The organism is candidate division KSB1 bacterium (assembly GCA_022562085.1).
In the GTDB taxonomy this organism is placed as follows: domain Bacteria; phylum Zhuqueibacterota; class Zhuqueibacteria; order Oceanimicrobiales; family Oceanimicrobiaceae; genus Oceanimicrobium.
Genome location: JADFPY010000087.1, coordinates 1 through 14,173, shown reverse-complemented (window position 1 = coordinate 14,173; position 14,173 = coordinate 1). Strand labels below are relative to the sequence as shown.

Below are 14,173 nucleotides of genomic sequence, written 5' to 3'. Positions count from 1 at the left end.
AGCGCGTTCTATATACGGATTTGACGCGAATTCCGAATCGCCGACTATTATAAACCTGCCACCGTTTCTTCCTTCTTTTACCTTACCGACTACACCGATCACCAATGGACCGGGGTGGTCAAGATTCTTATCAAAACTCGTTTGACTTTTGTCCAACAGCGCTAAATCAGTTTCGCCCCATGAACTCTTGCTCGAAAAGATGAGTTCGGTAATATCATAGTCGCCTGAATCGTTTTCTGTCCGGACAAGCAAAGAACGGACGGTGGGATAAACGCTGGCTAACCGGAAATCTTCCGTGATCCGATGCACTCCATACGCCGCGGCGGTTGGTTCAATTGAGATTCGCGTATCTCTCTTCAATCCACCACCCGAAATAATAAATGATGCGCTCTGTTCAAGAATGATATCATTCTGCAGTTTCACGCCTAATCCCAAAATAAATTCCTCCAAACCGGTATCATTTACTCTCGCTTCAACGAGTAGAAGAAGACTGCCGCCGCCTGAAAGAAAAACGTTCAGGGCGTTTATCTCTCTCTGCAAGAGATTCTTCGACGGACCTGCTAACACCACAAGAGAAGCGTCTTCGGGAACGGAATCGGTTTGAAACAGTTCTAATTTACTCAGATTATAATTTACCTTACGGAGTTCCGCGGCAGCGAGAGAATAAGATTCTCTCTCGCCCGCTGAAAGCTCGAAACTATTCTCACCATGCCCGGAAAGGAAGTAAATATTATGCTCTTTTCTGCTGCTGATTTTTATTAGCGCGTTTGTGATTTTTTCTTCCGTTACATCCTCTATTCGCTCCGTTCTGCCGCCGGATTGTAAAAACAATTCGCCGTATTTCTTCACCCCTAAACTCTTGGCGAGATCGGGATTCTTGTCGGGATCTACGACTTCATATTTAAAATTGTCCGAGTAATACGAATATTCTTTCAACAGGTCATCCAACCTACCTGATTCGATTTGGGTTTGAAATGCGGTCACCTTGACTTCTTCTTCAAGAGCTTCAAGAATTTTAACGGTTTGAGCGGCGATGCTATACTGACCTGAAGCGGTGGTATCAAACCGCCAGCTGTGTCTGTTCAGCGTGTAATTCGCCAGAGCAAGAATTCCCAGCACTATAAGACTCAACACAATCGCGTTAAATCCGTATTTTGTCGACCGTTTCCTAAAAAATCCGAAAACGCTATCTCGTTTTATGACAGCTGAAATTATTAGGATCAACGCTCCCACGGTGAGAAATACCTTACTCGGTGTCGTCCAAATATTATTCACCAAAAAGAGTCCCCAAAATAATTGCCACAGCCGCCTGTAATGCCGGGTCGTTACTTGAGGTTTGCCTTAGAGAGTGGCCCCAGGAAACCACTTTACCCCACGGGTCCGGATGCGGCATAAAAACTGCACGCGGCCATTCCGGAAAGTTTCCCGGCGGCGTGCCTTCAAAGATAGCTTCTCCCGCAGTTTGACTCGGATCTAGAATATCTACACTGCCCCTACTGCCGGTCCAATCGATAGTGAGGCCATCAAACGCATCATTTATGGTGGCGCCCGATGGATTCGCCCAACTAGGGTTGACGCCTCTAATACCCGCACACTCAAAATTATTAAACACCCTCCTGATGCCCGCTGTCTCTCTTAAGAATCCAGAGTCTGCACCTGACCAATTGTAAGAGGTCATCCAAATGTTGCCGCCGGCCTTCACATAAGCGCCCAAAAGAAGTGAATTGTCAAAGGCGGTTGGCGAGTTATCGGTAAAAAATACGACTGTTGAATACTTGCCGAGCTCTCCCGGCGTCCAGATGGACAGATCGTCTTGAGGGTGGCCATTGGCGGCGTCGCCGTCGAAATCCCAATATCTTGACACGGGAAATCCGGCAGCGGCGAATATCGCCTCTAATGTTTCATTTTCACTAAAACCACAATCATCGATGAGAACGATGCCTTGATCAAGAGAGGCTGATGCGGCATTAAATCGAATCAGTGCTTTAGAAACAACTCCTGCCAGGTCTTTGGCTCGCAATACAAAGAAATGGTCGCCTGGCGTCAAATTCCCTCCCAGAATCGTTGCTAACCCCTCTGTGGAGAAGGCGGTAAAAGCCCCTTCTGATGAGTCGTCAAAGGCCCAGGAAAATCCTAACAGGGCGCCATCATAATGACTTAGGACCGCACTAAAGGCGAATGAAACATCAACACCGGAAAACCACCCACCGCCGTCGGCAGGACCCGCCTGAAACTCGATAATCGGCGAAAAACCGGAGGAAACAAAAAAGCTGCGGGTTTCCGGGGTTTCATCCATACCTCCCAAATTGTCTATTGCCTGAGCAGAAATGGAATGGTTTCCTGCGGCCAATAGATTCCCGTTACTTTCACTAAACTCAATAACAGCTTTGCCATCGGCATCCGCAGCGACGCTTTGTGCAGCGCCGCCATCTAAAGAATAGGAAAATTGCACAACCTGTCCGTCGGGATCCGCACCCGTTACCACAAACCGTACTCCAGAACTGGTTGTCGCAGCAGTAGATGGCCCCGATTCAAATGCGGTAGTTGGCATTGCATTTGCGCCGGTTTCTCCTAAGGTGAACACTACCGAAGCTGGCTCTGGATCCACAGCCCCCTGATTATCTTTAGATCGCACCGACACTGTGTTAGTCGCACTTTCCGAATCAAAATCCAAAGTGTCCGAACTGCTGGTCTTAATTGTAGAAGAAGACCACGGTCCGTTATTTATGCTAACCTGAAAGCTATCCACCTTTCCGTCAAGATCCACGCCGGTATACTCGATAGAATAAACAAACTTGGTCAGGTTTACAAATGCCCCCGTACTATCGGTTTCGAGCGGTACTTTCTCGAGTGATTTCTTGGTAATGAACGTATCGGGGGGATCATTCTGTTCACCGGGCTTGGTGGGACCCTTTCCGCAACTCCAGAGAATAGCGAACAAAATGAGGAGACATGTTACCATCAACTGAGGATAGAAACGATGAGAAATCATTTGGTCCCTCCTTGAGTATTGTTAAAAAAAGATTCTTTTAAATCTGAAAGAAAAATGCTAAAACTTGAACCTAAACTTCAACAGCAAGGGATGTCTATTCAACAAAAGTCTGATTCAAAAAAAAATTGAATCGCTAACCAAAGATTGAGGAATGAAGTTTACGAAGTTGCCTCTTTATTTTTTGGTTAAATTTTTGCAATCTTTGTGCCATGCAAAGAAGTAAAGTTCTTTAACTCTAATGAATAAAATTAGCTAGCAAAGGAAGCTTAGCCACGGAAAGGCGTCTATTCTGTGCAAGTTTTTGCATTGATGGCGCAAACGTTTGCACACTATAGCTTACTAAATCCGATATATCTTACCGCCCGAATCAGTATAACAAATACACAGATCATTGTCAAGGAAAAAATTAAGAAAAATTTACATTTTGATTGAAGTGTGATTGTCGACCTTGGCAAAGGTCAGGAGGAAGGTCATGGCGCAAGCATTCGATGTGGGAAAAAAAATTAAATCATTGCGGGGTGAAAATAGTCTAACTTTAAAAGAATTGTCTTGCAAATCGGGAGTATCAACGACTCAGATTTCAGAGATTGAACGAAATCTGACCTCTCCTACTATTGTAACGCTAATGAAGCTTATTTCGGCTCTAGGTAAAGAAACCAGCATCTTTTTCGAACAGGATAGCCACCAAAAAGTATCCATGGTCCGACAAGATGAGCGCTCGTTAATAGTTGATCAAAAGAATCAAGTTTTTATTGAATCTCTTACCAAAGGAATTATCGACTCGAAATTAAAAGTAATCATCGCCCGCCCCAAACCAGGGCAGGAAAACATTCCGCAAGGATATGAGCATGCCGGGGAAGAGTTGATTTTTGTATTCAAAGGTAAAATTCAAGTTACTCTCGATGGCAAGCCATACATTCTCGAGGAAGGTGACTCTATTCATTTTCGCTGTGAAATGAATCATAAGATAAAGAACATTACTGACAGTGAAGTTGAACTGTTGTCTATTAGTACACCCCCCACTTATTAAAGATTGCTAGTTCGAAATTAGCTCCCGGGAATTTATTGATCCACAAATTGGGTATTGTTAACTGTGCCATCCTTGCCGCGAACATCTCGTTTGGTTAACGAGTTGCCATCCAGCAAATGAACTTCGATAAATAAGAAAAGTATTTGTTTTGCAAAATGCCAAAATCACACTGAACATTCATCAAATCCCGCTTCGTGCTCTTCGTTAAAGAAAAAGTTGGAATACCATGGTTCCCAACTCAGTTTGACATTTCATTAACCCTTAGGACTGATGGCTGTAAACATCGACGTTTGTCCGGCGTAGAACAGGCATCTCGTTGCAATCCGCGCCAGCAAATAAATCTGCCCCACCACAAAAGCGCCAATAATTGTGATCCAGTTAGACTGCCCCGCGCCAGGCGCTATCAGCCAGTAAAACAACATCATTACTATCCAAACAACACCAATGCTCAGATACAAGCCATACATCTTACCAAAATTTGAAAACACCAGACGCATCGCCACAAGCGGTGCGGAGAGCGCGTTTTTGTGATCCTTAACGACCATTACAATCTTGCTATAATCAAAAACTAAATTCACTGTCCAAATCAATCCCCAAACAACGAGATACTTAAGCGCAACATAGCCAAAATGAATCCTTTCGTCAATGGTTTCGCGGGTCAGTTCGTCCACTGCTTTGGTTAACCAGTCCATAACAAAATAAAAAAGCAGGAAGTAGATAACTCCGGCAATTACCCCGAGAAGAAGAAACCGGGGAAAAAACTCAGCGCCGCGCTGAAAAAATGACGGCTGCTCTTTTGGTGTGGCGTACAACGAAATGAAAGCTGCCGACAAGAAGGTCCACAGGAGCAAATAGAGCAAGCCGACGCCTGCAACTTCCCAATTTGCCTGCAAAAAACTGCCATCCAGCATCTTCTCGAGGCCATTGAAAACGGCACCAATTCCCACTACGCTGGGATGAAATGTCCCAGACAGTCCCTGAGCCTGAGCTGAGAATCCTGGGTACCATAGTTCATCGAAACCGTTACGCAAATTCTCACCCGCCAGGCTGTGGCCAATGGACTGACTCAGAGTGGAAAATAAGGCGATCCCCAGAACCAGGGGTATCAGTAGATTCAGGCTGTACGCAAAAAAAATGTATCGCTTTGATTGAATTACATTCGCAAATCCGCTTGAGATTGCATTGAAGATTTTCATATCAGTCTTCTCCTGGATTGTCAGTTATGAGAAAAAGGCAAAAAATTCCATCAAATTTTGTAACCAGGTCAGCCATTTTGAGGCCCATTTGGTTGCGGCAATATTGGCCCGGGAGTTACGCACCCAGGTATTATTAGTGTGGTTCACATCCAGGACCAGCTTGTTTTCTGGGTCCACTTCAATTTTTTGAACGCGGGTGTTTTTCAGGTAGTCAAAACGTACCCAGCGCTCCTTACCGTCCCAGCTTTCGAGAACATCTTCTCCGTTATCGAAGGTGATTTTTACCTCGATTGGAAAAGTTGCTTCCCCCCAGCGACGAATAAATACACGGGAACGGTATTGCTTTTCCGGGTCTGTCTCGCTATCGTCATCCACTTCCTCACCATCCCGGTAAATCCAATCTCCTTCCTGTTCTCCATAGCCTCTGGGTACAGTGACCGGTTCGGAGCTGACCTGACCTACACCGTAGTCAAACACGTTGGAACTATTATAAGTCTGCTCGAAAAACCAGCTCATATCCTGACCGCTGATTTCATTTACGATGGCAAAGAAATCCTGGGGTTTCGGATGCCGGAATTTCCAGCGCTCAAAATAAGTGGACAGGACCCTCTGGAAGGTCTCCCAGCCGAGATAGTTTTCCAATGTCCTTAACATCATGGCCGGTTTGCTGTAGGAGTTATAGCCATATGCATCAGGACCGTATTTCCAGGACAGCCTCGACATCGGGTCCCGCTTAAGCATTGAATTAAACCCGTAATACTGGTCCGCGATCTGGGTGCGCTCTGGGACTTTGACGCTCGGGAATACAACCGGGATAAATTCTTCAAAATATCTTTTTGTAAGCACCGGATTGGGGTAGACTTGCTCAAGCGTGCGGGTGGTGGAGAATGTATTAAAACCCTCGTCCAGCCAGGCGTACTCGAATTCATTGTTTGCCAGAATGCCGTACCAGAACTGATGACCGGCCTCATGTACTGTGACGCTTTCAGGTGATCGCCGTTCAATTGGTGAGAGCCAGCGGGTGCCGCCTGTGAAAAACGTTGGGTACTCCATGCCGCCGGAGCCGGATTTGTAGGCCGGATCAACCACAGTGACATGATCGTAGGGATAAGCGCCCCACCAGGTGCCATAGTATTTAAGAGCTGCCCGGGTAGCGGCGAAATACCTGTCTTTTTTGTCCGCATGATCCGGCATTAGCAGCAGCCGCATGTCTACCGATGGCAAACCAAGTTCCTCAAAAAGCTCGTTATGTACAGAGAAACGGGGCGTCGTGACCCAGGCGAAGTCGTGCACATCTTCCTGATAGTAACGGTGGGTTGTGGTGCCGTCGCCATTATCTGCCTTTTCAATCTCTTTGCCGGTTGCTCCGACAACCCAGCCGTTCGGCACAGTCATTTTGACATCGTAAATACCGAAATCCGCATAGAATTCCGTTTGAATAAACTGATGGCAGTTCCACTTTCCATCCTCCTCGAACACGCCGATTTTGGGAAACCACTGTGCGAGAAAGAAATAGTCACCTCTGACGCCGGTACGGGCAAAAGTGCGCGGCACTTTCGACTGCCACTGAAGTTCGACGCGGATGGTCTGGCCAGGTGCTACCGGTTTTGGTAATGCTACGCGCAGTACCGTACGGTCATGCTTGTTGCCATCATCCGGCTGAATATATTCCATTGAAGCGGAGATATCTGCTTCACTCCAATTCTGACCACCCAGGATTTTGATGGAATGAACCTTATTATACGCCCAATCATTTTCACGATAATCAGACTGGCTCTCCCTAAAACTGCGCCGCCGCCGTATTGATTGAAATTGTGAACTCTCCTCGTTCAGCCAGGCATTGTAGTACAAATGAAATTGCAGTTCAGAAGTAGCGTGGCGGGTGTTGTTTTTCCATGTCAGGATTTCAGTGCCATCAATCAGGCGTTTCTGCGCGTCCAGTTTGACATCCATTTCGTAGTTGGCAAGCCGTGTACTGAGGACGGTTTCGTTCGCCGGTGCTGCCGATTGCCTTACCGGTGCGGCCGATTGCCTTAATGGCATGAAAAGGATTAGAAATAGCGTGATACTGCCAAGCTTTTGTCGCATTATTTTCCCTCCCTTCGGTGTGTGAAAAAATAGACTTCAGCAAATAAGGTAATAATAAATCGCTCCTCGAATGCAGGAGTCTCTTTCGTAATAAACTCTATGTGTGGATAAAAGTCAAGCCAGTCGCCTCAGCCTGCGAGGCCTCACTGAAAAGAATCGACTTTTTCGTCAGTCTCACGGTTGAACAAGCAGCAAAAGCCGCTACTACCTCCAGATTAACATCACACCAAGTTCTGATTTTAATGCTATTCTCGTTTTGTTTTTCTTTTAACTTCAACAAATTACTCAACCCGACTTTATTGATACCTGTCTGGAAAATATTTAACCTGAAACAGGGCAAGGCGTCCTACTTCCGGGGCCCCCACGAATTCGCGGTGTTTATTGTTGAACAGATTTTGGACGGTCAATGCCAGGCGAATTCCGCTTTCGCCGGGCAAATCCACGCCGGCGTTCAGGTCAAAAAGACCATATGAATCAACTTCGCCAATAAAGATGCCGGAATTTACCGGAAAACCTTCAACAGAGCGAAACCGGAGGCCGCCGCCAATTCCAGAATTGCGGTTTCGGTAGTGAACCCCCAAACTGAATTTGTTTTTTGGGGCATTGAGTGCAACATCCCTGACGCCGTCAACATCGCCAAATAGATTTTTGCTGAGGAACGAGTAGGTACCGGCAAGAGTAAGGTGTTTCGTTGCTAGAAAACTCGCCTCAAGGTCGGCTCCAAAGAGATCGATATCGCCGAAATTTTTGTAGGTGAGAAGGACGTCGCCCGGATATCGCGTTTGCAGTGGCGTCACTGTCCCAAGTGGAATTACCGACATCATTCTGGCAAAAGCTGGAGCAGCGCTGATAAATGGGCTTAGATATTGCTCGAGCGCGGCGCGATCAAAAAATACGTTAGGAGTTTCAACCAAAAGCGGGCCGATGAAATCTTTTATCCGGCTATAATAAATGTCGGCATTTATGAGAAGCCTGTCATTCCAGACCCCCTTGTATCCGAATTCGAAACTCTTCGTTTTGGTCGCTGCAAGACTGCGGATGTTTGTCACCAATGAAGGATCAACCAGCTCAGACTCACCCGTCGTGGGATTGAATGCTTTCAGAACCGATTGGACTTCAGTTAAATTGGGGGTTGGAACACTACGCAAGTTATTGTACATGGGTTCCAGGCCGCTTCCTTCAATTTGAGTAATAATTTCAATCGCCTTATCCCACAAGAGGGTTGCATCGGCGGGAATAAAATCCTGATTTTGCGGGAAGTATAGCTGTACGGGCTGCATGTACAAGCCCCCTACTCCGCCATTCGTATCCCGCTTGAATGTAAAACCTGATTTGGGAACGCCGCTCACCCGAACATTAAAGGGTTGAAAATTCAAGAAAGAGCTGAAACTGATCAACTGGTCGGGAATCAAGGGACTCACGAGCCGGTCGAGAAAGAGATTTTCCGTTGTAGGGGTGTTGAAAGCTCTGCTAAACGAGAATCGCAAACGATTTCCGGGAACGGGGGTGAAAACCAGCCCGGCCTTTGGTGAAAAAAAAGGGTTGTCAAGGCGGTTGTGCCGATCCAGCCTGCCGGCCAGTACCAGTTTTATTTTCTCCGAAAAATCAGACTCCGACTGAAGATAGATGCCGATTTCATCGATGTTATCGTCGTCTTCGTTTGAACCGTTAACGGATCCTTCGGTGAGCGGGCGAGTTAGGAGCGCATCCATGCCGTAGGTAAAAACTTGCCGCCTTCCCAGTTCCGTTGTGTTCTGAATTTGAAATGAAAAAAGCTTTGATCTATCTACCAGGCTACCACCGTCTCTGGGAAAGTAGGTTCCACCTGCATCGCTGGCGTTCACAAAGGCTTGCAAAAACAGGTTTTTGTAAAGTATTTTCCCCTGGGCATAAAAATATCGCCAATTATCGACGACCGCTGCCCCGATTTGGGTGAGCTCCATATTGCTTGCCAGGTTAAACCCTCCCATCAGGACGAACATCAGATCTGGGTTTGCAACATAATTTATTTGTGCCGTCGTGGCGAGCTTTTCAACCCGAAAATCCCGCAGCCCGATTCGGTCGGTTTCCTCGGTCATTGGAATTGGATTGGGCAATCCCTGTTCTGCGTAAAACTTTGCTGCTTCCAACAAGCTGGCTCTTACGGAATCTTCAAAGGCATCATGAGATTCAAAATCGTTGCCTTGCATGAGGGTCCCGGTAATTTTGTAAGCGATTTTATTACCGATACGGCCGGCATTACGGAAATCTGCGACAACCGTATTGCGTTCGCCAAATCCAACATTGATAGTCGTTCCTTTGGTCTCAAACGGTGACTTTGTAACAATATGCAAAACACCATTGGCACTGTTCGGGCCGTATAAAGAGGAGGCCGGGCCGCGTATAATTTCAATGCGCTCAATATCTTCATTGGATGTTGGAATAAAACTGTAGGCATTAAAGCGCAGCGACGGCACTCTGCCAATACGGTTATCAACCAGTAAAAGGTATGAGCTTGAAAACAGATCGTTGAACCCCCTGATGGCGACATTGCTTTGGCTAATTCCGGTTTTAACCACATCAACCCCGGATAGACCCAGCAGATGATCTGCAGGACTCATTGGCTGCACAGATTGAATTTGAACGGAATCCAGTATGGTTACCGAGGCAGTTGATTCGAGTTTTTCAATACCGCGGCGGTCAATGGATTGTTTTGGGGTCGAGACCACAATCGGATCCATCTCCAGGATTTTCTCAGTCAGCGAAATATTCAATTTTTTGGCTTCCGCAGCTCCTAGAATCAACTTTGCTATGGAAAATGTTTCGTAGCCAATATAGGAAACCGTTAGTCTAAAGACTCCTGGCTGGAGATTCTTAATCTCGTATGAACCATTTTGTGCTGAATGTGCGCCAACGATTTGTTGATTTTCAGAGATTAGCGTAAGAGCGATATTTGCTTTGTAGAGCGGTTTACCGGTCTTGCGAGCGACAATTTTCCCCTGCAAACTACCAGTTTGTGCCAAGGTCAGGGGCACTTGAAATCCGAGTAGGAGGATGTAAAGAATAAAAGAGTAAGATACCTTCATTGTTTGGAGTCATTCAGGAATGGTTTTGGAAAATGCAAAAAAGAAGTAACTTAGTCAAGGGAAAAAGTGGGCGGGAATGAACGCATACCGGAATTGTGCAAATAGAGGAAACTGTTTCAGATACTATTCGATTGAGTCTCACTTACCGCGAAAGACTCTGAAAGTAAGTTGTTTTCATCTGATTGAGGTACTACAATTTTTTCTCCGCAGTTCTTGCACTTACCTTCTTTCCAAGCTTGTTCGGTTTGCGCAAAATATTTTGTTCGACAATTTGCACAAGTGAAATGAATTTTCCTTGTAGATAGGAGGTCGCTCATTTTAATCATGACTTAGAGGCTCTCACCGCCTTCAGTAGTCCCAACAAGTGAGTAACTCATTTTTCTTTATAACACCGCAAATCAAGCGCGCACTTGTTAAAAGGCTCTTGAAACCCACTTAACTTTCTGATCTAACAAGAATCCAAAGATCGCGAACCGGAACCGCGTCGGCTGAATTTGCCATATTAGATAATTCTATGCATAGCGAATCTAGGTTTGGGTCGCTGAGCAAGGATTCTACAAACGCCGTAATTGAACATCATTCTCAGCATGATTCTAGAAAGAATAGAATGAATCCCACATGCCATCTGACAGATTCAGACGACAGTTTATCGCCGTCCGCGTCTCATAAGTGCCGACGGGAAGACTATCACGCTTTCATTGCCGTTTGTCCCCACAGCAGCCACCCCGAACAGATAGTTATCGATTACAATATTTTCCAACATATACTCTGTAACCATCCCGACAAACCTTGAATGTTGCCATTGCGGCGCTGTTGTGTCTCGCCAGTAAACCTTAAACCCGGCCAAATCCAAGTCCTCTACTTTATCCCAGGCCAGCCTGGTTGAGGGTTGAACGGCTCCTCCGATCTTGACCTTTCTAGGTTCGGGTGGAGCCCAGGCCAAAGCCGCTAATGTAATTGCATTCACTGCCGTCAGTTTGGCGGCATATTCAAAGTTCACACCCTCGATAACATCACCATAATTGATGCCATTTTCTGTTCTGATATCCTGGTGCTGCCGGGTATAATTCTCGTGGGTCTCCATAATTCTGACTCCGGGAAATCCCTCATCGTTAAATGGTCTATGGTGTCCACCGCGTCCAAAGCGGTCCAGGCGATAGATCATGATGGCGTCAAGATTTGGAATATACATATCCGTTATGCGATGGACATATCTGGCAAGTTGCCGGGAAGGCCCATCCACTTCTCCTCCAAAGAAACGAATTCTCCGCCTCGCTTCGTCAGACTCTGTTACCGATCTCGGTTCTGAAAAAACTCGAAACGTGTTGTTCTCAACGACTCCATCAATGCCTTCAATATTTCCAATCATATCGTTGTTCAAAACACCTATAATTTCCCAGCCTTCTTCTTTGGCAACCTTAGCCATGTGCCGGCCGCCAAAAAGGCCTTGCTCTTCTCCGGATAATCCCGAGTATACTATGCTTGCAGGAAATTTGTATTTTGTCAATATCCGGGCGGCTTCTATGGTTCCAGCCATTCCTGAGGCATTATCGTTGGCGCCGGGAGCATCCGTCACTGCATCTGCACCCTTTGAAGCACGCGAGTCGATGTCACCCGACATAATTACATACCGATTTTGATAGCGAGTGCCGGTTTGAATTGCAATCACATTGACAATCCAGGTATCTTCCGAAACGCGACGGTTTTCTTCGGCTTTTACTAAACTTCTTTGGTAAAAAACCTCAAGGCAACCACCGCAGTCATCTGAGATTCGGTCAAATTCCGCCTTAATCCAGCGGCGGGCAGCGCCGATCCCACGTGTCTGAGAAACCGTATCTGAGAAAGTATTTCGAGTTCCGAAACTCACCAGCTTCCGAATGTCGGTCTCGAGCCGTTCCGGTGAAGCAGCGCTGACGATGTCATAAAGCCTAAGGTCAAGTTGTGGCGGCGAACTATTTTCCTGCGCCAGTGCAAAAGGTGCGGTTGTTAAGGCGACTAAGATAGCCCCAACAGCCTTTTGGGTTAGAGTTTTCATTTCCATTCATTTCCTCCTAAGTAAAGTAACGTTATGTAAACCTCCGCAAATGAACAACCCAAATGCAATGTTATAACACGACTATTGAATGGATAGACTACAAAATCATAGCATTTGGCATGAATGCTCTGCAGTCTAAACCCCCGCTATAGACACAAACACTGCAGACAGACGGCAAACTGATAGAGTGATCGCCGCCTACGCTCAGGGGCACTGCACCGGCTGCACAAATCTTGCTGTAAAAATCAGTAATGTCGGCAAAGCATTGTTGCAGGTCAAAAGGATTTGAGAAATTCACATCACCTACATCTGCAACGTTGCAAAGTTCATAAGGGTTCACCCGCGTCACATGATGTACCGAACGAGTCAAACTTGACATATTGCGAATTTCGCGAGGCCCAGGTCGGCTTTCGGTTGCTCCATCACAGGGCACACCAATCAGTGCGATATCGACACCTGATGGGTCGTTCACTAGCGGTCTTTTCAACAGAGCTGCAACCCCAGCATAACGAAGCGGAGCCTCTTCAAAGTTTAATTCTTCCTTCATTTTTCTTGAATTCGTATTTCCTGAAAAATATTCAGGTCGTCAACGAAGCCACAGTGGCAACGGGCGAGGAATCTGTATGTTGCACAGAAGGTTAATACAAAATGGTATTAATTTGTTGTTACGTAAGTATTCTGTAGTGTGCCGATACCATCAATGTGTATCTCAATGGTACTGCCGGGTTTCATTGGTAGAGCACCCACGGAGGTGCCACAGATTATCAAATCACTCGGAACCAGGGTCATGTCACGTGACAGCCTCATCACCAGTTCATGCGGAGAAAAAATCATGTCGGAAACCGGATAATCCTGCCTGACCCGGCCATTAAGAATAGACTGTATTTTCAGTGGACTGGGGTCTATTTCGGTGTTAATGGTGGGACCAAACGAACCAAAAGTATCAAAACTCTTGGCTCTAGTCCACTGTGCAAATGACTCATCGGCATTGATCATCTGCAGTGCAGTGACATCATTCACGCATGTATATCCGAAGATGCAATCTTCCACTTCTGACTCGGCAACATCTCTACAGGTTTTGCCGATAACAATCCCAATTTCTCCCTCGTAGATCACGCGGCCGTTATAGCATTTGGGTTTGATAATTTCTCCCTTGTGCGGAAGAAAACACGATGGCGGCTTGATGAAGTACAGCGGTTCTTCCGGAATAGGCAAACCCTGTCTTTCGGCAGCTGCATGGAAGTTATTGACCAATCCGAGCATTTTCGAGGGTTTGCATGGCGTCAAATACTCGCTCTCCTCAATCGATACCGTTTCATCCGTCTTTGTTGGGTTTTCAAACATATTGCCCTCAAAGACCGAGATAGTGTCACCTTCCAAAGTACCAAATTTAGTGTACCCGGAATGACGAAAACGAATCCAATGGCTCATATCTTTCCTTTCAAAGTATCCGTACTGGCTTAGGCGGGACGATTGGTTGATTAGTTAATTAAATTAATTAAGAATTAAGAAAATTTCAAATTAACGTACAAGGATTAAAAAAAAATATTCACTTCGGATGAACAACCTTCCACTTAAAACCTTGAAAAAATTTCTCATCAAAAAAACCAATTCTGAACGGCGGCCTCTTTTTAAGTCGAAGTTTGATTCTGATCTCTTTGGTCGAAGAAGATACTATCGCTTCTTCATTGTCGGGTTTGCTGAAATGAACCCGAATCGGAACGCGAACCTCCAGGTCGTCAAAAGTTGCGTAAGATGGAAGTTGAG

The 14,173-nt window shown here is 46.0% G+C and carries 10 protein-coding genes; 1 reads left to right on the top strand and 9 read right to left on the bottom strand.

From position 1 onward, the window contains the following. Both IH879_09600 and IH879_09595 read right to left on the bottom strand, forming a co-directional pair. A partial coding sequence (locus IH879_09600; GenBank protein ID MCH7675190.1) for a Gldg family protein occupies positions 1-1,131 on the bottom strand: 1,131 nt, incomplete at its 3' end. 136 nt (positions 1,132-1,267) lie between these two features. Next, positions 1,268-2,992 carry a hypothetical protein gene (locus IH879_09595; protein ID MCH7675189.1) on the bottom strand — a complete coding sequence of 575 codons (1,725 nt, stop codon included), beginning with the start codon at positions 2,990-2,992 and terminating at the stop codon, positions 1,268-1,270. Between the two features lie 472 nt (positions 2,993-3,464). Here IH879_09595 and IH879_09590 point away from each other — a divergent pair, with 472 nt between their 5' ends. Beyond that, positions 3,465-4,022: a cupin domain-containing protein gene (locus IH879_09590; protein ID MCH7675188.1), complete on the top strand. Its 558-nt coding sequence runs from the start codon at positions 3,465-3,467 to the stop codon at positions 4,020-4,022. A 254-nt stretch (positions 4,023-4,276) separates the two neighbouring features. On the opposite strand, the gene IH879_09585 is transcribed toward IH879_09590, so the two are convergent. The 7 genes from IH879_09585 to IH879_09555 all read right to left on the bottom strand — a co-directional run. Further along, a complete protein-coding gene (locus IH879_09585) occupies positions 4,277-5,218 on the bottom strand; it encodes a hypothetical protein (protein MCH7675187.1) in 942 nt (313 codons plus the stop codon). A gap of 24 nt (positions 5,219-5,242) precedes the next feature. Further along, positions 5,243-7,306: a M1 family metallopeptidase gene (locus IH879_09580; protein MCH7675186.1), complete on the bottom strand. Its 2,064-nt coding sequence runs from the start codon at positions 7,304-7,306 to the stop codon at positions 5,243-5,245. 296 nt (positions 7,307-7,602) lie between these two features. After that, positions 7,603-10,371: a TonB-dependent receptor gene (locus IH879_09575; protein MCH7675185.1), complete on the bottom strand. Its 2,769-nt coding sequence runs from the start codon at positions 10,369-10,371 to the stop codon at positions 7,603-7,605. 646 nt (positions 10,372-11,017) lie between these two features. Continuing rightward, positions 11,018-12,406 carry a M28 family peptidase gene (locus IH879_09570; GenBank protein MCH7675184.1) on the bottom strand — a complete coding sequence of 463 codons (1,389 nt, stop codon included), beginning with the start codon at positions 12,404-12,406 and terminating at the stop codon, positions 11,018-11,020. Between the two features lie 97 nt (positions 12,407-12,503). Continuing rightward, positions 12,504-12,953: an arginase family protein gene (locus tag IH879_09565; protein MCH7675183.1), complete on the bottom strand. Its 450-nt coding sequence runs from the start codon at positions 12,951-12,953 to the stop codon at positions 12,504-12,506. Between the two features lie 107 nt (positions 12,954-13,060). Next, a complete protein-coding gene (locus IH879_09560) occupies positions 13,061-13,837 on the bottom strand; it encodes a fumarylacetoacetate hydrolase family protein (GenBank protein ID MCH7675182.1) in 777 nt (258 codons plus the stop codon). A 118-nt stretch (positions 13,838-13,955) separates the two neighbouring features. Further along, the coding region (locus IH879_09555; GenBank protein ID MCH7675181.1) for a hypothetical protein at positions 13,956-14,173 on the bottom strand (218 nt) is incomplete at its 5' end.

Coding starts and splice junctions, on each gene's coding strand:
- IH879_09590 (MCH7675188.1), top strand. CDS start 3,465: ATGGCGCAAGCATTCGATGTGGGAAAAAAAATTAAATCATTGCGGGGT.
- IH879_09575 (MCH7675185.1), bottom strand. CDS start 10,371: ATGAAGGTATCTTACTCTTTTATTCTTTACATCCTCCTACTCGGATTT.
- IH879_09580 (MCH7675186.1), bottom strand. CDS start 7,306: ATGCGACAAAAGCTTGGCAGTATCACGCTATTTCTAATCCTTTTCATG.
- IH879_09560 (MCH7675182.1), bottom strand. CDS start 13,837: ATGAGCCATTGGATTCGTTTTCGTCATTCCGGGTACACTAAATTTGGT.
- IH879_09565 (MCH7675183.1), bottom strand. CDS start 12,953: ATGAAGGAAGAATTAAACTTTGAAGAGGCTCCGCTTCGTTATGCTGGG.
- IH879_09585 (MCH7675187.1), bottom strand. CDS start 5,218: ATGAAAATCTTCAATGCAATCTCAAGCGGATTTGCGAATGTAATTCAA.
- IH879_09595 (MCH7675189.1), bottom strand. CDS start 2,992: ATGATTTCTCATCGTTTCTATCCTCAGTTGATGGTAACATGTCTCCTC.
- IH879_09570 (MCH7675184.1), bottom strand. CDS start 12,406: ATGAAAACTCTAACCCAAAAGGCTGTTGGGGCTATCTTAGTCGCCTTA.